Source organism: Devosia sp. (genome assembly GCF_024707125.1).
GTDB lineage: Bacteria > Pseudomonadota > Alphaproteobacteria > Rhizobiales > Devosiaceae > Devosia.
The window spans coordinates 607,602-630,302 of record NZ_JANQAH010000011.1; the positions used below are offsets into that span (position 1 = coordinate 607,602).

Consider the following 22,701-nt stretch of genomic DNA (forward strand, 5'->3'; position numbering starts at 1 on the left):
AAATCCTCACTTGCGCGATCGTCCCTGGCTCGCCTATGGTCGCGCCATTCCACAGGGGTGCTCCGTAGAGTCGGGGCTGAGATGGAGGCGACAAGCCTTCGGACCCTACAGCTGATCTGGGTAATACCAGCGGAGCGAGGCGGGCTATGTTCTCTGGCGCACAAATTTCCCTTTATCCGATGGCCGACGATTTCGTCGGCATCATCATGAGTGCCCTTTTCGGCGCTTGATCCCTATCGGGATCGCCTGCGCATCGAGACCGATGACGTTTCCACACTTCTCGTCGGGCCGCCGGAAGTCCTGTTCCCGGCCATGCGGGACCTTTTCAGCGCAGCTGCAAGGACTGGTGTTCATTGCACCCTCTCGGCGGCAATTTCACGCGGCTGTCCGGGCGAACCAGATGACGCCATCTGTCAATCGGGGCATTTCGCCGGTCCAATGGCTCCGCTTGCCGAACGTCAGCAAGCTGCTCTGGCCGCAGTTGCCGATGCACCGACAATGAACGTTTTCTCGGTCGCCCAGTTCTCGCTCTACGTCATGGGGCAAGGGAACCACATGGACGAAATTTACGGCTGCATCGACTTCCTGAAAAACTCGGGCACCTTCGAGACGTCCAAGCACTTCTGCACCAAACTCAACGGCGATACCGGCGCCTTGTTTGCCACCCTGGAACAGGCTTTCTGTCGCTTCGGGCCGCCCGAGGGGCATGTCACCATCGATCTCACGGTTTCGGCCAACAGCCCCAGCGCCCGTTAAGCGTTGGAGCCATGATGTCGATCGGATCCGCTCCTTTGCGCGCCGTTGCGCGTCTTTCCAGTCATGCTGGTCCGGCCGTGTTGTCGGTTGCCACGCTCGTCCTTGGCTGGGAAGCCTATGTGCATTTCTCGGGTATTTCGCCGACGGCGCTGCCGGCGCCTTCGAGAATTCTGCTGCAGGCCTTTGAACAACGCGAGGCACTCGCAAGTCACAGCCTGGCGACGCTCCAGGCCACCACCTTCGGCTTCAGCTGTTCGCTGATTGCCGCATTTGTCTTTTCGCTTCTGGTGGACTTCTTCCCGCCGCTGCGAAGGGCGCTATTCCCCGTCTTCATCATCACTCAAACTCTGCCATTGATCGCCATCGCCCCGCTGATCGTGCTCTGGTTCGGCTTTGGACTGACGCCCAAGATCGTGCTGGTCGCCCTGGTGACGTTCTTTCCGGTGCTGGTGGCGTTGGCACAGGGTTACGCCGCCACCGACCGCGATCTCGAGGCCTTGCTCGCCTCCATGGGGGCCTCGCGCTGGCGCATCTTCACCATGGCGCGACTGCCGTCCTCCCTGCCCTATTTCTTCGCCGGCCTGCGGATTTCCATCACCTACGCCGTCGTCGGCGCGATCTTCTCGGAATATGCCGGCGCCGCCAAAGGACTTGGGATCTACATCCTCAACGCCAAGAACAATTTTCGTCCCGACCTAGTGCTGGCCGCTGTTTTCGTCAGCGCGACGCTGACCCTGGCCCTTTTTGGGGCCACGGTTTTAGTCCAACGCGCCGCCATGCCGTGGGCCCGCCTCGGGGAGAGCCGATGAGCACGGCGGGTCTGGAAATGCGGGGTGTGAATAAGGGCTTCGATGGCAACACCGTGCTGCATGACATCAGCCTCTTCGTGCGCCCGGGTGAGTTCGTCTCCATCGTTGGACCGTCCGGGGCCGGGAAGTCCACAATACTCAATCTGCTGACCGGGGCGTTGGAACCGGATAGTGGCGAGATACTGTTCGACGGCAGCCCCCTGATACCGGGTCGGCACCGCTTCGCCTTCATGCCGCAACGCGATGCGCTGATGCCTTGGCGTCGCGTCATCGACAACACGACGCTCGGCCTGGAAGTGGCAGGAATGTCCCGCAGCGCCACACGCGATAAAGTTCGTCCATTGTTCGCCGAATTCGGCCTCAATGGCTTCGAGTTCCACTATCCCGCCCAATTGTCAGGTGGGATGCGCCAGCGCGCCGCGCTCTTGCGGACCGTGGTCCAGGGCAAACCCATCCTGCTACTCGACGAACCGTTCGGCGCTCTCGATGCCCTCACCCGCACCCGAATGCAGCGCTGGCTTGCCGAGATGTGGACGCGTCATCGTTGGACCGTGCTCCTGATCACCCACGATGTGCGTGAAGCCACCCTGTTATCCGACCGGGTCTATGTGCTTTCCGCCCGCCCGGCTCGGATCGACCGCACAATCCAGGTGCCCTTGACACACCCCAGACCCCCTACGGGTTCTAACGCTCTGGCCGCCATCGAGTTCGAAATCCTGCAAACGCTCTTCAAAGCCGAGGTTTGACCATGCCGCTCCTTCGCCCCGCCGCCGCTCTTCTCATTGCTACGTTGGCCACAGCCGTGCCCGTCATGGCGCAACCAACGCCGGTAACCATGGCGCTGGATTGGACGCCCAACACCAACCACATCGGCCTCTATGTGGCGGAAGCGAAGGGCTTCTACGATGAAGCTGGTCTGGACGTGCAGATCCTGCCCTATTCGGATACCTCCGCCGCTACCCTCGTTGCCAACCGCGTCGCCGATTTTGGTGTTCTCGGGTCCATCGGCCTCTTCATCCAGCGGGCCGCCGGCGCCGATCTGGTTGCAACTTATGCCCTTGTGCAGACGGAAACGGGTCGACTGGTGTTCAATGGCGACCGACAGGATATCCAAAGCCCCAAGGACCTTGATGGAAAAACCTATGCGGGGTTCGGTGGGGCGTGGGAGGACGTCCTGTTGGGCACAATGATCCGCAATGATGGCGGCAAGGGCGAATATGAGACGTTGACCCTTGGCACCTCGGCCTATGAGGCGCTCTACAATGGTGCCGTTGATTTCACCCTTGAAGTTTACACTTGGGAGGGCGTGAAGGCGGATCGTGATGGTCGCAAGCAGCGCGCGTTCCGCTATGCCGATTTCGGGGTGCCCGACCAGCATACGAATTTCATTGGTACCAGTGGCGCCTATCTCGCAGAACACCCAGACACCGCTACGGCCTTCATCGGCGCCACGCAAAAAGGCTATGCCTACGCGGTCGAAAACCCCGATGAGGCGGCCGACATTCTCGTTGCCGCCAATCCCGAGGCAGCCCTCGACCGCGATTTCGTTCGAGCGTCGCTCCAAGCTCTGATCGACGACCACTACCTCAGGGGCGAAGACGGCGAGGTCGGAACGATCAATGCTGCCAAAATGGAGGCTGTAGGCGAGTTCATTTTCCGGTCGGGGATCCTGAAGGATGGCGAGGGCAAACCGCTAACAAAGGCCCCTGACGTTTCGACCTATTACTCCAACGAATATCTCACCACTAAGAGGTAGAATGGCAGCGTCGCCTTCGAAAGGAAACCTGGTTAGGTTTGAATCGCAAAGTCGCGAATGTTCTGCCCGTTGAGGTCCTGTTCCTGCTGCTTGGCAGAAATTGCCACCTCCACGCGGTTGCGTGCTTTGAGCTTCTGCATGATCTGCGTCATGTAGTACTTAACGGTCTTCTCACTTAGGTGCAGCTGACAGGCAATCTGCTTATTGGTGTAGCCATGCACAACGTGCGCGACGATGGCCATCTCTCGGGACGTAAGACAGGCCGCCTCGAATGCGGCCGCCGATTTGGCGTGGGCCTTCAGCGACGTCATGACGGAGGCCGCATATTGTTTGGCAACAAACATTTGACCCGCGCCAACCTCACCGATGGCTTCCAAGAGCTCCTCGTAGGGCGAAGTCTTCAAGACAAATCCTAAGGCTCCCGCCTCCAGGGCCCGGATAGCCGAATCTGGACTGCAATAGGCGGTGTAGACCAGCATTCTGGTTTCCGGCACGCCTTCCGCGATGGTTGAAATGGCTTGGAAAACGTCGCCAGGCATCGAGAGGTCGATGATTGCAACATCAGGTTTGGTGCCTGCGACGAGTTCAACCAATTGCGACACATCCGCGGCTTGGCCAACGATGAACGTGTTGGCCTCATTGGCCAAGAGCTCAACAAGCCCTTGCAGAAAGACAGGGTGGTCATCTGCGAGCGCGATCGTCTTGGCTTGGTGACGCACGGCCTGATGGTTCCAAACGGCCTCCATTTACTCCTCCCTGAATGCGCGGGTTATTTGGTCTGTGAATGGTTTGACGAAGTAGGCGATTGCGACCTGTTCTTCGGTTTGGACGAAGACTTCCACAGGCATGCCGGGGACGAGGCCGGTGGGGCCCAGTTGGTCGAGGTCATCGGTGGGGTCGGCCTCGGCGAGATAGTAGCTCTGACCCGACTGCGGGTCGCTGGTGGCGGCGGCCGAGATGCGGGTGACCAGGCCCGCGATTTCGGGGGTGGTGCGCTGGTTGAAGGCGGAGAAGCGGAGTTTTACGGGTTGCCCGAGGCGGAGCTGGTCGATGTCGTTGGTAGCGACGCGGAACTCGATCTTGAGGTCCGCATCGGTGGGGACGATGGTCATGAGTTTTTCGGCCGGCGTGATGACGCCGCCAAGGGTGGTGACGGAGACCTCGTTGACCGTGCCACTGACCGGAGAGCGGATGATGGTGCGGGCCTGGCGGGCATCGACTTCGGTCAGGCGGTCGGTGAGTTCGGCAAGGCGCGCGTCGACGGTGCGCAGCTCGCGCAGGGCCTCCATGCCGCCGGTCTGGTCGATGGCGAGGATCTGCAGCTCGATTTCACTGATCCGGGCAGTGGCCCGGGCAATGCCGGCAGCGATCTCGCCTTCGGAACCCATCATGCGGGCAAGTTCGCGGTCGGTGGCATTGAGCTTGGTGGTTTCAATCAGGCCCTTGCTCGCAAGTTCGCCCATGCGGGAGCGTTCCTCGCGGACCAGCACGAGTTCGTCCCTGAGGGCAGAGTTCTGATAGTCGAGCCCGGCGATCTCTTCGCGCAACTGGGCAACCTGCAGCTTCAGCTGCGAGCGCAGCGATTGCTGGTTGAGCCTGGTGCTGTCGAACAATTGCTGCTCGCCGGCCAGGATCGGGGCCGCGCCGGGATAGCTGGCGAGATAGTGCTCGGGGAAGTCGATTTCATTCTCCTGCCCTGCCTGGGCCTGGAGCCGGGCCTGCCGCGCGACCAGTTCGGCCAATTGGCCGAGGAGGATCGAGCGCTCGGTGCGAATCTGCACGTCATCGAGCCGGAACAGAACATCGTCCTTTGCGACAATATCGCCCTCGCGCACCTCGATGGCGCGCACGACGCCGCCATCGAGGTGCTGGATGGCCTTGACCTCATCGTCGACGAGCACGGTGCCGAGCGAGATGACGGCGCCGGAGAGTTTTGCCGTGGCCGACCAGCCGCCGATGCCGACGACCAGCAGCACGGCGAAAATGCTGCCGGCAATGACCCGGCCACGCAGCCCAAAACTGTCCTGGTCAGCGCGTCGCGTCCGATGGTTGACGGGTTTGGCGGTGAAGGCGGCATAGGTGTCGATCGTGGTCATCACGCAGAACTCCGGGACGCAGGTCAGACGATGGTGTGTTCGATGGTGAAGGGCAGTTGGATGCCATCGACGCGGATGGCGATTTCGAAGACGTCGTCACCATCGACATCGGCCTCGATGATGGAATGGTCGATATCGTCATAGCGCTCGTAGCGGACGCGGATCGGCAGGTCCTCGCGATCGCCCTCGTCGAGTTCTTCATAAAAATCTTCGAAGCGCTCTTCCTCGGTGCGCGCCGCTTTGCGGGAGATGTCGTAGTCCGCCACGCGGATGCGATCACCGACCACGAAGTCGAGGATGTCGTGGACGAGCTGCCGGCTGAGGCTTGGGGCCTCGTCGATCACGGTGAAGATGAAGAGGTCGTCGCCGCGCCCGCCGGTGATGACCGTGGCCGTGGTGCCGATGAAGAAGGTGTCATTGCCGCTGCCGCCAATGGCCGCTTCCATGTTTTGGAACGTGTCCGTGCCCATGCTGTCGCTGGTGGCGAGGCCGGTGACGAAGTCGACGATGAGGTCGTCGGCGCTCTCGGAATAGTCGAGCGTGTCAAAACCCTCGCCGCCATCGACATGGTCGTCGCCTGAGCCGGGAGCGATGGCATCGTCGCCTTCGCCGCCATGGATGATGTCGTCACCGGCGCCACCCTCGATGGTGTCGTTGCCTTCGTCGCCATGGATGATGTCATTGCCGGCTTCGCCGAAGAGCAGGTCATTGCCGGCGCCGCCGCCGATGGTGTCGTTGCCCTCGCCGCCGAAGATGATGTCATTGCCCTCGTTGCCAAAGAGGGTGTCGTCGCCGTCCCCGCCAATGATGTGGTCGTCGCCGAGCCCGCCGGTGACGCTGTCATTGCCGGCGCGGGCGTCGATGATGTCATGGCCGGGCAGAGCGTCGATGTCGTCGTCCCGGGGGTGCCGGCATAGACGTCGGCATTGGCGGTCAGGTGCACCTGGTTGCGGACGATCTCGAGACTGGCGGTCTGCACGATCTCGATCAGGCCATCGCTGATCTCATAGGTGAAGGTGACGAGACCGAGCATGCCGGGGAGCGTCGTCAGGGTCCAGCCTGCACCGGTCTGCACCAGGGTGGCGCCAGTGACGGTGAGGTCGTTGATGGTCAGAATATCATTGTCGGGATCGCTGGCCCCGAAGAGCAGTTGGGAGAGGCCGATCAGGACCACCTGGCCGGCAAAGACGTCGTGGAGGCGGACCGGGCCCAGAACGGTGGGGGCGCGGTTGGTGCCATTGTCGTCGTCATCATCCTCGTCGTCGTCATCGGGGTCGGCATTGTCATTGTCGCCGTCGTCCTCGCTGGGGCTCGGGGTGTCCTGATGAGGCTTTGGACCAGAGGAGGACGGGGTGATGTTCGGTTCGGCGCGATCGAAGAGGGCAGCATTGTCGTTCTGCGGCCGGTAGTGGACGGCAGCAGGGAAGAAGGGGGCGACATTGGGACCCAGGAAGTCGAAGGAGGCCGCGGTATAGTGGAAGGCGATCGGGTCGGGCATGGTAAAAGCCTCGTCCCAGCCCAGGGCCGCGTGACGGACTGAACTCCTCGGATGCTCTTCCTCGATGCCGCCGGTGGTCATGAGATCGACCCCGGGGCCGCCGGGTTCGTGGCGGGTGCCGCGGGGAGCGCCGCTATTGGCGGCGGGATTGGCTTCGGTGCCCGGAGACACGTGGTCCTGGGCGTCAGCGGGAAAGACGCTTTTCACATAGGCGGCGATGCCGGTGAAGAACAGCGCCAGATAGACCGGCAGGCGCGAGGTTTTCTCGGGAACGTTGAACTCGAGCTTTTTCCTGAGGTCGGCCGGATCGGATTTTTGGTGCTGCTGCTGGCTGGATTTGGCCTCGATGATCATGCCATGCCTCCCGTTTCCGTCCGCGGCTCGACCACTTTGAGGCCACCGGCATTGGTATTGAGGTTGGCCTGGCGCTGGCCGGCAACGATCTCTTCCTTGGGACCGAAGGCGGTCAGCCGGCCATTCTGGATGACCGCCACCATGTCGACCTCGGCCAGGATCGAGGGGCGATGGGCAACGACAATGGCAATGCCGCCACGGGCCCGGATCTGGCGGATGGCCAGGTTCAGCGCCTGTTCGCCCTCGGCATCGAGGAAGGCATTGGGTTCGTCCATGATGACCACGAAGGGATCGCCATAAAGCGCCCGGGCCAGACCGATGCGCTGGCGCTGGCCGGCCGAGAGGGCGGTGCCCATGGGGCCAAGCTGGGTGTCATAGCCATCGGGGAGCCTGACGATCATCTCGTGCACGCCCGCCGCCTTGGTGGCCGCGACAATGGCGCGGGCATCGCGCTGCGGGGCCAGGCGGGTGATGTTTTCCACGATCGTGCCATCGAGCAGAGCCACGTCCTGGGGGAGATAGCCCACATATTGGCCGAGCTTGTCCTCGTCCCACTGGGTGAGGTCGGCCTCGTCGAGACGGATGGCACCGCGCAGGGATGGCCAGATACCGGTCAGGGCGCGAACCAGCGTGGTCTTGCCGCCGCCGCTGGGGCCGATCACCCCAAGACCCTGGCCGGCATTGAGCTCGAAGGCGACTTCGGTGAGGAGGACCCGGCCACTGGCCGGCGCGGCCACCGAGATCTTGTCCACTTTGAGCGACTTGGACGGGGCCGGCAGGTCAAGCGGCTTGGTCATGTTGGAGAGGGCCACCATGGTATCGCGCAACCGCTTGAACGCCTGGCGGGCGGCAACGACGCCCTTCCAATTGCCGATGGCCATGTCGATGGGGGCCAGGGCGCGGGAGGAAGCGACCGAGACGGCGATGATGGCGCCGGCAGACATCTGGCCCTGAATGGTCAGGTAAGCACCGACGCCCAATAGGGCCGATTGCAGCACCATCCTCAAAATGCGCGAGAAGGCGCCAAAGGTGCCGATGACATCGCTGGCGCGGGTCTGCAGGGTCAGGTGGTCCTGGTTGACCTCGTTGAAGCGGCTGACGGCCCGGCCGGCAAAGCCCATGGCCTTCAGGATATCGGCATTGCGGGCATTCGAGTCAGCCACGGCATTGCGGGTGAGGAAGGCCTGTTGGGCGGCGGCGGCGAGTTTGCGCGACTTGAGTTCGGTCCAGATGGTGAGGAGGGTCAGGACAAAGGCGCCGCCGAGCGTCAGGGCGCCGAGCACGGGGTGGAGGAAGTAGACGAACAAAATGTAGAGCGGCACCCAGGGCAGATCGAACAGGGCCACCGGGCCCTGGCTGCCCATAAAGGTGCGGATGGTGTCGACGTCGCGGCCGCGTTCCAGGGCCTCGCCGGTGGAAAAGCCGAAGCGGGGCATGTCGACGCTGACGCGATGGGCAATGGGGGCCAGCATGCGATCAAAGCGGGCCCCGATGCGCACCAGCAATTGGCTGCGCACGATGTCGAAGACGCCCTGGAAGAGATAGAGCCCGATAACGAGGATGGAGAGCGCCAGGAGGGTCGGGATGGAGCCGCTGGTCAGGGCCCGGTCGTAAATCTGCAGCATGTAGAACGAGCCGGTCAAAGCCAGCACATTGATGATGCCCGAGATCCAGAACAGGAAGACCGCGACGCCCTTGAACTCCCGGCGCAGCATCTCGTCGCCGCGATGTTCGGCTAAAACCTTTGTCGTCGATGCCATGATCAGCCCCCGGAATGGTGGATTATCGAAAGGAAAAAGCCCGGCCGGTTAAACCGGCCGGGCAGTTGGAGGCTAAAGGTTGAAGTCGGTGCCGGTCAGGGCGTGGTTGCCGGCAATGCTGATCCGGAACTCGGGGGCATTGTCCCCGGCCGTATTGCCCGAGATGACGGTATATTCCCCATCCTCCCGCGTCTCATGGGTGACCACGATCTGGCCCGGGGCCGTGGTGGAGGTTTGGAGGGTGAAGCTGTTGTTCCCCGCCACCCCGGCATTGGCATCGATCCCCGAGAGGTCGATCTTGTCGCCGGCCTCAAAGCCCTTGATCGTGTCGCCATGGGCGGCAGTGGCCGAACCGAAGACGAAGATGTCTTCACCCGCTCCGCCATCCACCACATTGACGGCATTGCTCATGGTGATCACGTCATCGCCCGAGCCGGTGGTGACATTCTCCACCCCATAGAGCGTATCGGTGCCGCTCTGGCTCGACACCGCGCTGCCGCGGCCACCCACCCCGGTGCCCAGGTCCACCGTGGCATTGGCGGTGAGGAAGGCCAGGTCCAGCGTGTCATTGCCGGCATCACCCGAGATCTCGCCACCATAATAGGTGTCATTGCCATCGTTGAGCGAACCGACGAAGAGGTCGTTGCCGGCGCCACCGAAGACGGTGTCGTCATCTGCCCCGGCATCGATGAGGTCATTGCCCGAACCACCGAAGAGGCGATCGTCACCCGCCTCGCCATAGATCAGGTCATCGTCATCGCCGCCGAAGACATCGTCGTCGCCATCATCGGCAAAGACCACATCGCGACCCGCCCCGGCATCGACGAAGTCATCACCGGCACCGGCCCGGATCACGTCCACTCCGGCATTGGCGATGATGTAGTCCGTCCCGGCAAAGCCGAACACCAGGTCCCCACCAGACGTCCCCAGCAACACATCATCCTGGGGCGTCCCAAGTACAGGACCACCGGCAGACGAGGCGTCGTCATCATCGTCATCGTCGCAGTCGTCGTCATCTTCGTGATCGTCGTCGTCTTCGTCCTCGTCGTCCTCGTCGTCGTCCGGGTCCGTAGGCTCGGGATCGGTGGGATCAGGATTGCTCGGATTTTCCTCGCCGTCCTCGTCATGCTCGACGAGGCCGAGCTGTGGCAGGCCATTCGGGCTATGGAAGGTCACCGAATGCGTGCCGCTCGTCACCGTGGTCGTGCCGTTACCGTTCTGGACCACGGTGTAGTCGCCGCCAGCGCTTCCTTCCGGCAACTCGATGACATCCTGAGGACGCAGCGTCCCGATGATGACGTCATTGCCGCCGCCAGTCTTGAACACGATGCGGTGCGCCGAAAGGAGCGAGGTGATATCCACCGTGTCGTCGCCGGAGCCGCCCGTCACCGTGATGGTGTCCGGCCGCAGGCTGGTCAGGCTGAAATCGCCGAACATCTGCACGCTGTTGTCGCCGCCGCCGGGATTGACGACGATCTCCTCGATATCCGTCATCGCGGCAATGACGACCTCGGCACCGCCGCCGACCTGGCGCGTAATCACGATCTCGGCTTCGAAATCGCCGCCGACATCGCCATCTTCAAATGCGATCCGGGCAATCGCTTCGTCGATGGTGTAGATGCGATAGGTCTCATCCTCGTCGTTGCCGCTGACGACCAGCGTATCGCCGCCTGCACCTTCAAAGCCGCCGTTGATCGCGTCGCTGCCGTCACCGACACTCCAGATGAACGTGTCGTTGTCGGTCGCACCGGTGGTGGCATTGTCCCCCTCGGGGAGATTGCTGCCGAACAGCGCATCATCTCCGGCACCACCGATGATGATGTCGTCGCCTTCGCTACCCCTGATCTCGTCATTGCCGGCAAGGCCGAAGATGATTTGGCCGACGATACCGGGCACCGTGATGGTATTGTCAGCCGCGGTTCCCGTGTTGACCACGAAGGTTTGGTCGGCGAACTGGATGCGCTCCATGCCGTTCGCCGTGCCCATCTGTTCGAGCTGAGAATCGTCCTCGTCGCCATTCGAGGCGTCGATATCGTCGATCGTCAGCGTCGAGCCATTGAAGACGATGGCGTAGCCGCTGGCAGGGCCGGTGAAAACCGCTGTGTCCGTGCCCACTCCACCGACAAGATCGTCGTTGCCGGCGCCGCCGATGAGGATGTCATCGCCTACGCCACCATTAAGGTCGTCGTTGCCAGCACCGCCGCGCAGAGTATCGGCCCCGTCATTGCCATTGATCGTGTCACTGCCGGTGCCGCCGGTGATATCGTTGGCAAGTCCGTTGCCGGTAAGGGTCCGATTGCCGCCACCTGCAACCACCAGGTTCTCGACATTGCTGCCGAGGGTGTAGTTGCCCGATGCAGAGAGGACGACGGTATCGGTCCCGCCATTGGCGGCTTCGGTGACCATATCGACAGGGCCTGATGAGGTATCATCGACGTAGTAGGTGTCGTTGCCGGCCCCACCGTTCATCGCATCGGCGCCCAAGCCGCCCACCAGAAGGTCATCCCCATCGCCACCGTTCAGCGTGTCGTTTCCGTCGATGCCGAGAAGGATGTCCCGTCCGGTCGTCCCGTTGAGAGTGTTGGGGGCGTCATTGCCGGTTACGACATTGTAGTCGATGCCGCCGACCTCGATCCGCTCGATATTCCTCAGGATGTCGTTGCCTGCCGTGGTCATGCGCAGGTCGCCGCCTGAACTGAAGTCGAAGGCCGTGTTGGACAGCTGGCCCGCCATCACCGCAGTATCGATGCTATCACCGCCGTCGATGACATTGTTGCCCGAATTGCCGGTGATCCGGTTGGCGAGTGCGTTGCCAGTGCCGTTGATGTTGCTGCTGCCGATGAGCACGAGGTTCTCGACTTCGGCGGCCAGCGTGTAGCTGACGCTGCTACGCACCGTATCGACGCCACCACCTGCCAGTTCGACGACGTTGTCGAAACCGGTGACACCGCTGCCGGAAACATCGTCGACGACGTAGGTGTCGTCGCCGGCGCCACCGGTCAACAGGTCCGCGCCAGCACCGCCATCGAGAATGTTGTTGCCCGCATTGCCGGTGAGAGTGTCATTGTGGGCACTGCCGGTAAGGTTTTCGATGCTGACCAGCAGATCTTCGGCGCCGGCGGCCATGGCAACGGCCAGCGTCGTGGCTGTTGAAGCAAGGGTAACGGTCACACCTGCAGTTGCCGAGGCATAGGTCGCAGTATCATTGCCATCGCCCCCGTCGAGGCGATCGTTGCCGACGCCACCTTCGAGCAGGTCGTCCCCAGCATCGCCATAGAGCAGGTCGTTGTCGGCGCCGCCTTCCAGGTCGTCGTTGCCGAAGCCGCCCCGCAAGACGTCGGCTCCGCCGTCGCCAAACAGCCTGTTGGCCTCGTTGTTGCCGATCAGGGTATCGTCGTGATTGGCACCCTCGACATTCTCGATGTTGCGGATCCAGGAGAAGCCCGAGGCCTCGCCGGTCAGGAGGTTGACCTGGACGCCAACACTGGTCGCCGACTGATAGTTGAGCGTGTCTCCAGCCGCTTCAGTTGCGTGATCGAGCATATCGGCTTCGAAGTGCTCGACGCCGTTTATCATCGTCGAGGTTTCGAGGGCGGTGATCGTCGTGCCGTTGAAGGTGACATCGAGCGTATCGTCGTCATTGTCTCCGATGAAGCTCAGCGTGTCGGCGCCGGCGCCGCCCTGGAAGGCGTCATTCCCCTCGCCATTGTGGTAGATAAACGTGTCGTCGCCATCGCCGCCGTTGTAGGCGTCGTCGCCTTCGCCACCATCGAGCAGGTCGTTGCCGGCATCGCCGTTCAGGATGTCGTTGCCGGTGCCGCCGTTCAGGATGTCGTTGCCGACCAGGCCGTTCAGCGTGTCGTTGCCACCATTGCCATTGATCGTGTCGCCGCCGGCGCTGCCGTTCAGCGTGTTGCCGCCGCCGGTCCCGGCTATCAGTTCGCCCACGACATCCGTCGCTGTCGAATAGACGGTATGCTCGTTGCCGAGATCGTCCGTGTAGATCACCTGGGCCCGAATATAGCGCCCGCCGAAGTCGGTGGCGCCACTGCCGGTCGTGGGAATAGTCCAGCTCAGCCCGGTCGCGTCGGCGACGTTCGTCCAGGGGCCGGCCGGCGAGTTCGACCACTGCCACTGATAGGCTATCAGCCCCTCCTCGAAGGCATCGGTGATACCATCCGCGTCGGTGAAGGCGACCGTCATGGTGAGCGTCTGGCCCTCCGTCGGCGACATGTCGCTGATGAGAAGCGGGCCGACCGGTTGATCATTGGTGCCGACGACTAGATCGGTCGTCAGGGACATCACGGTCTCGGTGACCCCGCCGGCGTCGACATAGGTGCCCACGACGCGGATGCGCAGGCCGGTGTGCTCATCGCCGGGCGTGAAGGTCGTTCCGAAGGCGCCCGGAATATTGATGTAGTCGCCGGTGCCGTCGTTGCGTTCGATCTGCCAGCGGAAGGTCATGTTGGGCACGTTGCCACTGCCGACCGGGCCGGGATTGTTGGCGTCGTAGACGTTGCCGGCGTGGACCGAAAGCACCTGGCCTTCGGTGGCCGGCAGGCCAACGATGGTCAGCCGGCCGACAGGCTCATGGTTGCCCGACTGCTGGAGAACCACGGTCTGGTCAGAGAACTGGATGCGCTCGATACCCACCAGGGTATCGACACCTTCGTCGATCTGCGGATCGACCTCCTCCATTTCGCGACGGGCAATGCGCACGCTGCCGTCCTCAAACTCGGTGATCTCGTACCAGTCCTTGTTGCCCGCATAGACGGCGGTATCGACATTGTCGCTCGCGTCCTCGTCGTAGAGAATTTCGCGGTGGATATGCATCTGGCTTGGCAGGATGGTTCGATCCATCATCAGATCGAACATGGATTTGCCGACCCAGGACATCATGTTGGCCACGAGCGCCGTGGGCGGATTGACACCCAGTGCGGCGACCCAGCCGGTCACCTGCTGCTGGGTAAAGACATGTTTGAGCGTATCGACCGTGGCGATCTCGTTGGCACCCGCGGCGTCATTCGGCAGGGCTCCCGTTGGGCGGCCCGTCGTGGGCGAGAGTACAGGCTCGGTGATGCGGATGCGCACGTTCAGCCAAGCATCGCCATGGATGAAGTCGTCGCCGCCGCGGCCTTCAAAGGTATCATTGCCGTCGCCGCCGATCAGGACGTTACCCGAGGCGAAGGCGATAGCCTTCTCCAAATCCGGGGCATTGCCCGGCCGCTCCAGCAGCACCTTGTTGAGCAGCGCTTCGAGCCCATGGATACGGTCGACGCCAGCCCAACTGAGCTCGTGATTTGTCATATCGAGCTCGGTTTCGATCTCCTCCCTGCTGCCGCGGTCGTCCCCCCGCAGGACGTCATTGTGCTTCCAGCCCGATAGCGCCTCGGTCTGATCAAAGCGATCGCGCAGGATGTTGTCGGCGACCGTGGTGAAGATCGGAATGCGCATGTCGGAATCGGCGGCCACGCGGTTGCCCTTGTGGATGGCCCAGTCGAAACCGTACATGCCTTCATTGCGCATCACGGATTCGCCTTGAACCATGATGTCGTCGCCGGACTCCATGTCGAAGTCGTTCTCGTTCTCGCCAGCGAAGGCCACATCGTGGCCGATGATGGTGGAATTGAAGAAAAAGTTCGGAGTTCTCGCCGGCAATGGTGTCGAAACCATCGCCGCCCTCGATCCAGTCATTGCCCTCATTGCCCATGAGGAAGTCGATATCGGCACCGCCCAGAATGAAGTCGTCGCCTTCGCCTGCAAACACTTCGGTGCCATCGACGCCAACGAAGAATACGTCCTTGCCGTCGCCGCCCATCAACACGTCGAGGCCGTTGGAATTGGCGATGATGTCGTCGCCGTCCTCACCCTTGATGAAGTCACCGGTATCACCGCTGTCGGTGATGATGTCGTTGCCAGCGCCACCGATGACGAAGTCCACGCCGGCGCCGGACTCGATCCGGTCGTCGCCGCCCCCGCCCCAGATGGCGTCATCACCGAAGTCGGCAATGATGGTGTCGTTGCCTTCAGAGCCCCCGATGACGGTATGCTCGCCGCCGATGAAGCGAATGTAGTTCTTCAGCGGCGTCTCATCGACAGCGGTCAGCAGATTGTCGCGCTGCACCTTGGTCATGCCGATGGCGTTGAGCGCTGCATCGTCATGTTCCGGGTCTGCCTCGACCTGTTTGTCGCGATCTATGTTGAGCACATAGTCGTGCTTGGCGAACGGATCGACGCCTGTGCGGAACACGCTCTCAATATCGTCCTCGGTGCCGCGAACGCCGTCGAGGCCGGGGTCGACCATGTCGGAATTGATGGCGACGAGTTTGGAGAAAGCATTGTTCTCCAGTTCGTTGAGTAGATTCAGCCCCTGTGTGCGCGTCAGGTAGTAGAACCGGTCGAGGTCCTGCAGCATCTCCATCTGTGCTTCGAACACGGCATTGAAAGTAGAGCCGAGCATGCCACCGAACGGCATCTTCTTTTCGGCGAGACCGCCGATCCACAGATCGATCAGGTTGAGGCCGGTTTCGGTGCTGACGACTTGGCTGCCGGAGGGGCCAACGAGCTCGCTCCAACCGCCATTCAGGAAAGCACCCCGATCGGAGGGCGGATCAAACGTTCTTACAACGCCATTGATCGTGACGACCACTTGTACACCCATGACGAGGGCCGTCGCTGCTGCCCGTTTGCCTTCGACACTCTGCTCGGCTTCGATGCTGTTGTGCGTGCCATAGGCAGCGATGAAGTTGACCACCGAAGCCGGATTCTTGAGATTGGTGGCGAACTCCGACCAGCTTTCGTAGGGTTTTACGAAGGTCGAATTGCTGGCTGCATAGAGCTGTTCACGTGCCTGATTGAGGGTTGGCATGCCGGTGTCGCGACCGCGGGCAATGTTGATCGCGGCAAGGTCGAGCGGCAGGCCAAGCAGGTTGGTGCGCAGCGCGTCGACAACGAATTCGTCGATCTCGTTGCCGTGCACGAGCGTCATACCACGGAAGATCGCGCCGGCAGCCTGGTCGTGGCTGATCGCACCGTCCATGTCGTATTCCATCGGGTTGAGGAAGGCTTCGATCAGGCCGATGTCCTGGCCCCAAGTGGCCAGTTGAGCGGGCGTCAGCGCCGTTTCCACCGTCACCATAACCGGGTCGCCATTCTCGTCGAAAACGAGTGCGCCGGCCTCATCCCTATCCTGGACAAGCTCGTAGCGAACCGGGTTCCCCTGATCGTCGAGGAACATGCGCTTGATTTCTTCGGTCAGCATGGAGTGGCCGAAGCGGTAGACGACATGCGCGAACTCGGCAAAGATCGCCGGATCGATGTCGGTGATCGTGTTGAACACGAACACGTCGATCATCGGCTGCACCTTGCGGCCGAATTCTTCGAACACCAGGTGCTGGTACTGCATCTCAGTGGCAAAGCGCGCCGCCTGGAACAGACGCTCCCCGTCCCAGGAGAGTGCAGGCCCAAGCGCAGCTGGATCGACACCGGCGGCCGAAAGAGCAGCGAGCTGCGCCGGGTTGAGCTCGGCAGCCGTGATTATTCCTGCAAGCAGGGACAAGGCGACGCCCCCGGACTGAATGGCATGCAGTTGGGCCGGTGTGAGTTGCGCGAGATCGACACTGAGCCACTCGTTGATGAAGCCGACATCCTTGGATTTCAGGATTTCCAGCTTCTGCACATCCACCTGGCGGTTGTGCTCAGAATGGAAGACGTGGTGGACGGCGGTGAGGCCGATATTCTCGTTGCCCCGGCCGTCGCCGGTGACGAAGTGCTTGTCGAGCAGTTCGTTGTCGTACTCGGTATTGCGACCGGTCAGGGGATTGAACTGGACAGCATTGCCGGCGGGATCGACCCCAGCGACGTTATTGCCATCGGTGACCAGAATACCTTGCGTCGTCAGCACCGGAACCGCGTTGTGCGCAATGTCGTCGAGGAACGAATGCGAGGTACGGACCGGCTCCGTGCCGCCCACCAGTGCAGGATTGAGTTTGACCGCCCCCAGCAGGCCCGGTGTGCCGCTCATGGTGACATCGTCCGAAGTGTTCGGAATCCCGTCAGCGCCGATGTCTATGATAACCTGCGCAAAGCCCGTGACCGGATCGCGAATGAATTGGCCGTAGAGGTCGGTTCTGAGCAGTGGAATATTGAAAACGTCGCGGTCCGTCAGTTCGATGCCGAGGAAATCCAAGGCGTTCTGCTTGACGTCCTTCCATGTCGGCAGGCCACCGTCAGCGCCATCGAGCATGTGCCCTGTCGCTACCGGCTTGCCATCGACCAGCTTGTACTCGCGCAGGAAAACCTGATGCGACGGATGCGAGGTATAGGTCTGGTTCTGGTCCACAAATGGGGTGGTGACGTTGATTGCCTCGCGCTGGGTATCATCGGCCGTGCCCAGCACGCCGTCGGCACCGGCGCCAGGGACCTGCGTCGCGCGCGTCAGCACCATAAAATTGGTGAAGCCACCCGGCACGTAGAGCGGATCGTCGGGCTGCAGCGGAACATAGATCGTACCGTCGCCGCCCTTCGAGATCAGATCGAGGCCATGGTCGAAGAACTGGCCGAAGAACGTCATCCAACCATTGAAGGGCGCAGAAAGGCCTTCGTCGGGCGCGACGTTCGGGAGCTTCAGCGAGGTGCCGTCAACCTCGAATTCTATTCCGAGCTCTGCAGCGGCGCGATCAAGAACGTTCTGAGCCCCCACCACGAGATCGGGCGCAGTATCGACGTCGTCTCCATCTGCAAACTCTGCCTGATATGTGCTGGCCTGGGTTGTTGCCTGAGCTACCGCGCCCTGGGCATCTGGAATCCGGACGCCATTGATCATTCCGATGAGCTGATTGATGGCGGGAATGGTGGCAGGGTCAGCAGTTGGAAGTGCTGCGATCAGGTCGTCCCTGGTCTTGATCCAGCCTTCAAGTCGGGACTGCGCCTGGTCTAGCGCCCGGACCAGCGCGAAGGGTGCCGCCACCATTGCCATTTTTGCCGTGAGGTCGCCCTCATGCCCGGCATGACGCAATGCGGCGATCAGCGCCGCCGGGTTGTTCGGTGTCTGGTCGACGATCAAATTCGAAATGATGCGCGGGTCGGCGTCGACGATGTTGCCGCCGTTGCCGGCTGTTTCTCCGCCAGTATTGTAGTCGCCGTTGGTGACGATACCGCCAGGTTGCGAAGGACCGTTCACATCGAAGGAAGTGCCGTTGGTCTCGTTCCGCCAGTTCGGATCGAACATGCGCGGCATGGTCTGGTCGGCGGCGCCCCAGAGTTCGCGACCAGGGATGATATTGTTATAGGTGCCATCCACCGTCCGCAGACCATAGGGCAGATGCGGCTGGCTGATCGCCAGCATGCCCTCGGTGCCATAGACCCCGTTCTCGTCAACGCGGATTTCATTCAGTGGAATGCCGCTGGCATGCGCCTCGGCGATCTTGATCTGCTTAAGAACGAATTCCAGATCATGCTGATTGAGTTTGACGGCCATTCTGTCCTCCCAAGCACGGGCATGTATCGCCCTCCCGATTGAACCAACGGTCCAATTGCGGGTGAATGTTCGAGGACAGTGTTGTATGAATTGGTCTCGCGACGTACCTGCAATAGTCGAGCCATTTTCGACACTTTATTTGGTAGCCGGAGTAACTACTTTGGATGGTGATATCATAAGACCAAGGTCTGAAGTTCGTCGCCAATGGCGATGGAGTGCTCTGAGCTTTTCAAGCCAGTTTCTGATCGCTGCCGCGCTGGTCCTGTTTGTCGCGATGGCTGTCTTGGGCACCTGGATCACCGAACAGATCAAGCAAAGCGTTCTTGAGACCTCGGGCGCACAGGGCGGCCAGTTTATGGCAGGGTTCCTCGAGCCTCACGTGCAAGAGCTGCAGGTCGGCGGGGAGCTATCGGAGGAAGCTCATCGCACGCTGGATGCCCGCTTTATCGGCACCCCCGTGGGCGACAGCGTGGTTTCGATAAAGATTTGGCGCGCCGACGGAACCGTCATCTACAGCACCAACAAGGATCTGATTGGCCAGCAATTCGTCTCAACTGACGTCACCAGGGCCGCTTCTGGCGAGATCATTGCCGAATACGAAGACCTCGTCAGCCAAGAGAGCGCCCATGAGCAATCCCTGGATGTAGCCCTGATAGAGGTTTATGGCCCCCTCTATCGACAGGGAACCGACGAAGTTCTTGCTGTCGGCGAAATCTATGAAAATGCCGATGCCCTAGCGGCTGAGCTTTATGTCAGTCGCCTGCGAACCTGGATCGTCGTTTGCCTGACCACCATGCTGATGTTGGCCGTGCTCTATTTCATCGTCCGACGGGGCGACATGACGATCGTGGCCCAGAGATCTGAGCTGCGTCAGCACGTCCAAGAGGCGCGCCAGCTCGCTCATCAGAACGAAGAGCTGCGGCTGGTGGCGGAGAAGGCAAGATTGGACGCGAGCGAGGCAAACGAACAGCTTCTCGACCGGATTGGCTCGGATTTGCACGATGGCCCCATCCAGCTCCTCACCCTCCTCACTCTCAAGCTCTCCAACCGAAACATCGCAAAGCACTTTAGGGAGGTTCCTGAAGAACTTACGCCGCTGGTCGGCAGTCTTAGAAATATAGCGGGTGAGGCGATTACCGAGCTGCGGAACCTCTCTACCGGACTAAGCTTGCCCGAAATCGGCGACCTTACGCTCAGAGATGCCATGCGGTCTGCCGTGTCTCACCACGAAGACATCACCGGCGACCGGGTAACGGTAACTTTCGGAGAACTACCGCCGCACATCAGTGAGGCGACGAAGATATGCGCCTATCGCGTCATCCAGGAAGGTCTGAACAACGCCTACAAACACGCCAAGGAATCGGCAAAATCAGTCGTGGCCTTCGCTGACAAGGACGTTTTGACCATAGAGGTGAGGGATAGCGGCGCGAAGTCCTCCACACCTGTGGCAGGCGGCGTGGGGCGTCAAAAGCTAGGCCTTACAGCGATGCGGAATAGAGTCGGCGCACTGAAGGGCAATGTGTCAGTCACCACCGATGCGGTGAAGGGGACAATCGTAGTTGCCGTTTTGCCCATGGACGCGACCCAGTGATGGCGTTAGCCGTCCTCCCCGCTGATTATTTACGGTCCTCCTCTTTGAGCGTAGTCTAGTCGCCTTAGTTCCGTGAGGCTCCGAATGGCTAGTCCTTTGACCATAGCCTTTGCCGATGACCACCCGCTCTTGCTGAGAGGGATCATGAACTTGTTCGAGGACGATCCCGCATACAGTGTGGTCGGCAAGGCCGATTGTGCGAACACCGCGCTCGATCTCGTTCGACGCCATGTACCCGACGTGGTCGTCATGGACTTGAGCATGCCGGGTGACATTTTCCAGACGATCTCGGAAATGGCAGCACAGTTCCCAACACGAATTGTGATTTTCACGGCGTATTCGAGCATCGACGCCGCCCTCAAGGCATTGGAGGCGGGTGCAGTTGGCTTTGTGTTGAAGGACAGCGACAGCGAGGAACTTTTCGACGCGGTTTCGACCGTGAGCGCAGGCGAAATGTACATTACCAAGCAATATGCCTTGCAGGTAATGAACGGCCTTCGTGAGCGAGCGAAGCGCGATAGCTCAAAAGGAAAAGTTAGACTTAGTCCTCGCGAACGTCAGATTGCACGCCTTCTGGCTGAGGCCCGCACCAATCGGGAGATAGCTGAAGCTCTCCAAATTTCTGAACGCACTGTAAAAAGCTACATGAGCGCCCTGATGGCGAAGCTCAAGGCGCGCAACCGCGTCGAGGTGGCCATGGCAGCCCGAGAGTACGTGGAACTCGAATCTGATGAGCCTCAGGAGTACCCGCTAACCCTAAGACGTTGATATATCAGGTAAGGCGCTTGGTACTTTATTTTTGACAGCCTCGCCGCAGTGACCATTGCGGGGTCGGGAACTGACCGCATCTGTTGCGGTCAGTCGACAAGAAGAGGCAGCCCTCTCCCGCTTTCAACCTCCGATGAGGTCGGCGTCATTGCGTTGAAGCTACTCTGCGCAGGACGAGGGCCAGATTGGGCTTTGGTTCGACGTAGATCAGATCGCCACGGGTGACGCTGTCGGCAACGGGTGTCTCGGTCATTTCCCAGGTGTCGAGGACAGCGGCGCTGTAGTGCTCATCCGGTGGCGTCGGTACCACGATCTCCCGCGGCTGACGGTGACCAAGATAGGCCACGTAGTAGTTGTGGGGATTGCTGGCAATCGGGTACGGAAAACGGACCTTGGACCAAGTTTCTTCGCCTGCCGCCGGCTTTGACATTTCGGGACCGGTTACATTGTCGGCGCCGAACTTCATGATCCGGTGATTGCGATTGTCGAGCATGGGCTCCAGGACGCCAGGAGCTTCTTCCAGGACATCACGCAAAAACGCGATACGCGAAACGCTGTCGCCGGTGAGTTCACCGCCCTTGGCCCACCAGAGCACTTCCTCGTCGTTGTAGTACGTCTCGCCATGGGTGATGTGGCCGCCATTGACGACACCCAGCCAGAACTTGTGGATCATGTCGCGGCCGCTGATGTTCCCCCACTGCTCGGCGATGTCGCCCTCGTAGCAGCACTCGTCCACCGAGACAGGCTTTCCATAGCGCTCACGCCAGAGAAGAGAATGCTCGGTTTCCGGCCGCTGGATGCTGACATGTGTGATCTTGGGATGGTGCCAGTCAAAGAGCGGGAAGGCGTTGTGGATCGAGAGAAGGTGACCGTACGGGTCGGTGTCGGCGACGACGTCGATCATCCGGTTCCAGTCGGCGAGCGACTTGTTCTCCATGAAGTCGTATTCGTTAGCCATCGACCACCACACATTGGGCAGGCCAGCGAGGCGCGCAACAATGTAGCGAAGATAGCGATCGTCCTGCTCCGCACTCATCCGCGAAAAGCCCCAGCGATCATAGGGGTGCAGCAGGATCAGATCCGCCTCGACGCCGATCCCGCCGAGCTGCCGGATCCGCATCTCGAGATGCCTGAAATAGGCAGGGTTCGGTCGGTCGAAGTCGAATTGCCAACCAGAGTCCTCTACAGTGGCGGGCCACTTACTCTCGCCCTGCTTGAGCAAGGCGAAAGGATAGCGATCGGGCTCGTTCTGATTATAGCGATAGTGTTTTGGGAAGACGCACATACGGATCTTGGTGAAGGGCGCCCGCTTCAACGTCGCCAGCGTCTTCTCTTCCATGGCGTCGCCTTGGACATTCCAGGCGTAGGCCGTGGTGCCGATATTGAGGTAGCGGCTGCCGTCGGCGTAGCTGAAATGGAACTTCTCGGCGACCCTTACAGGACCATGATCCCCTGCCCGAGCCCGCCCGACGGTCAACACACCAGCCAGGTCATGCATTTCGCTGGCATTGCTGGCGGTGCGGTACTGCCAGTGCCCCTCCCGCGTCGGCAAAAAGCGAATGCAATAGGTTCCGTCACCGTCGTAGAACCCTGGTATCACGAGGGTCAGGTCGCCATTGGAGAAAGTCGCCGAGAGCGTCACTTCAAGGTAGGGATTACCCTCGGCGGGCCCGGAAAGCGAGAGTTCCAAGGGAGCCCAGAGCGTGGCTTCGGCAGTGGACATGGCTATTTTCGACATAATGATCCTCGTCGCCGACGAAAGGGGGCGAGCGCTATTTGCATAACGGGCGGCAATCGCCCGTGACGGGTTGGTTTGGAATGACCGGCGAGATGCA

Annotated in this window: 12 protein-coding genes, 3 pseudogenes and 1 riboswitch; of the genes and pseudogenes, 6 read left to right on the top strand and 9 right to left on the bottom strand. The window is 61.1% G+C overall.

Annotation, left to right across the window (positions count from 1 at the left end):
* Positions 1-43 precede the first annotated feature (43 nt).
* Positions 44-156: riboswitch (TPP riboswitch) on the top strand.
* From NVV77_RS17750 to NVV77_RS17765, 4 genes and pseudogenes are all read left to right on the top strand, one after another.
* Positions 147-756 (top strand): annotated as a pseudogene (locus NVV77_RS17750) (YkoF family thiamine/hydroxymethylpyrimidine-binding protein). It overlaps the preceding riboswitch by 10 nt.
* A gap of 11 nt (positions 757-767) precedes the next feature.
* The gene (locus tag NVV77_RS17755; protein WP_295415285.1) at positions 768-1,565 is read left to right on the top strand and encodes an ABC transporter permease; all 798 of its coding nucleotides are present in this window, start codon (positions 768-770) and stop codon (positions 1,563-1,565) included.
* Positions 1,562-2,311 (top strand): ABC transporter ATP-binding protein, encoded by a 750-nt coding sequence (locus tag NVV77_RS17760; RefSeq protein WP_295415286.1) that lies wholly within the window; start codon positions 1,562-1,564, stop codon positions 2,309-2,311. The genes NVV77_RS17755 and NVV77_RS17760 overlap by 4 nt, the downstream gene beginning before the upstream one ends.
* Positions 2,312-2,313: 2 nt before the next feature.
* Entirely contained in the window at positions 2,314-3,321 is a 1,008-nt protein-coding gene (locus NVV77_RS17765; RefSeq protein WP_295415287.1) for an ABC transporter substrate-binding protein, read from the top strand.
* Positions 3,322-3,353: 32 nt separating this feature from the next.
* On the opposite strand, the gene NVV77_RS17770 is transcribed toward NVV77_RS17765, so the two are convergent.
* The 8 genes and pseudogenes from NVV77_RS17770 to NVV77_RS17800 all read right to left on the bottom strand — a co-directional run bounded on the left by NVV77_RS17770 (position 3,354) and on the right by NVV77_RS17800 (position 18,507).
* Complete coding sequence (locus NVV77_RS17770; protein WP_295415288.1) at positions 3,354-4,067, bottom strand: response regulator transcription factor; 714 nt, start codon at positions 4,065-4,067, stop codon at positions 3,354-3,356.
* Positions 4,068-5,417: an HlyD family type I secretion periplasmic adaptor subunit gene (locus NVV77_RS17775; RefSeq protein WP_295415289.1), complete on the bottom strand. Its 1,350-nt coding sequence runs from the start codon at positions 5,415-5,417 to the stop codon at positions 4,068-4,070.
* A gap of 23 nt (positions 5,418-5,440) precedes the next feature.
* Positions 5,441-5,863, bottom strand: coding sequence for a hypothetical protein (locus NVV77_RS17780; RefSeq protein ID WP_295410007.1), 423 nt, complete (start codon positions 5,861-5,863; stop codon positions 5,441-5,443).
* A 138-nt stretch (positions 5,864-6,001) separates the two neighbouring features.
* Positions 6,002-6,307: pseudogene (locus tag NVV77_RS22040) on the bottom strand (calcium-binding protein); the annotation flags it as partial.
* Positions 6,308-6,393: 86 nt separating this feature from the next.
* A pseudogene (locus NVV77_RS22045) lies at positions 6,394-7,269 on the bottom strand (cadherin-like domain-containing protein); the annotation flags it as partial.
* Entirely contained in the window at positions 7,266-9,029 is a 1,764-nt protein-coding gene (locus NVV77_RS17790) for a type I secretion system permease/ATPase (protein WP_295410010.1), read from the bottom strand. The gene NVV77_RS17790 and the pseudogene NVV77_RS22045, both read right to left, overlap by 4 nt.
* Before the next feature lie 72 nt (positions 9,030-9,101).
* The gene (locus NVV77_RS17795; RefSeq protein WP_367178667.1) at positions 9,102-14,597 is read right to left on the bottom strand and encodes a beta strand repeat-containing protein; all 5,496 of its coding nucleotides are present in this window, start codon (positions 14,595-14,597) and stop codon (positions 9,102-9,104) included.
* Positions 14,545-18,507 carry a peroxidase family protein gene (locus NVV77_RS17800; RefSeq protein ID WP_367178648.1) on the bottom strand — a complete coding sequence of 1,321 codons (3,963 nt, stop codon included), beginning with the start codon at positions 18,505-18,507 and terminating at the stop codon, positions 14,545-14,547. The genes NVV77_RS17795 and NVV77_RS17800 overlap by 53 nt, the downstream gene beginning before the upstream one ends.
* Before the next feature lie 160 nt (positions 18,508-18,667).
* On the opposite strand from NVV77_RS17800, the gene NVV77_RS17805 reads away from it, so the two are divergent.
* Both NVV77_RS17805 and NVV77_RS17810 read left to right on the top strand, forming a co-directional pair.
* Positions 18,668-20,098, top strand: coding sequence for a histidine kinase (locus tag NVV77_RS17805; RefSeq protein ID WP_295415290.1), 1,431 nt, complete (start codon positions 18,668-18,670; stop codon positions 20,096-20,098).
* An 84-nt stretch (positions 20,099-20,182) separates the two neighbouring features.
* A complete protein-coding gene (locus tag NVV77_RS17810) occupies positions 20,183-20,866 on the top strand; it encodes a response regulator transcription factor (RefSeq protein WP_295415291.1) in 684 nt (227 codons plus the stop codon).
* 145 nt (positions 20,867-21,011) lie between these two features.
* On the opposite strand, the gene NVV77_RS17815 is transcribed toward NVV77_RS17810, so the two are convergent.
* Entirely contained in the window at positions 21,012-22,604 is a 1,593-nt protein-coding gene (locus NVV77_RS17815; RefSeq protein WP_295415292.1) for a DUF5060 domain-containing protein, read from the bottom strand.
* Between the last annotated feature and the right edge of the window lie 97 nt (positions 22,605-22,701).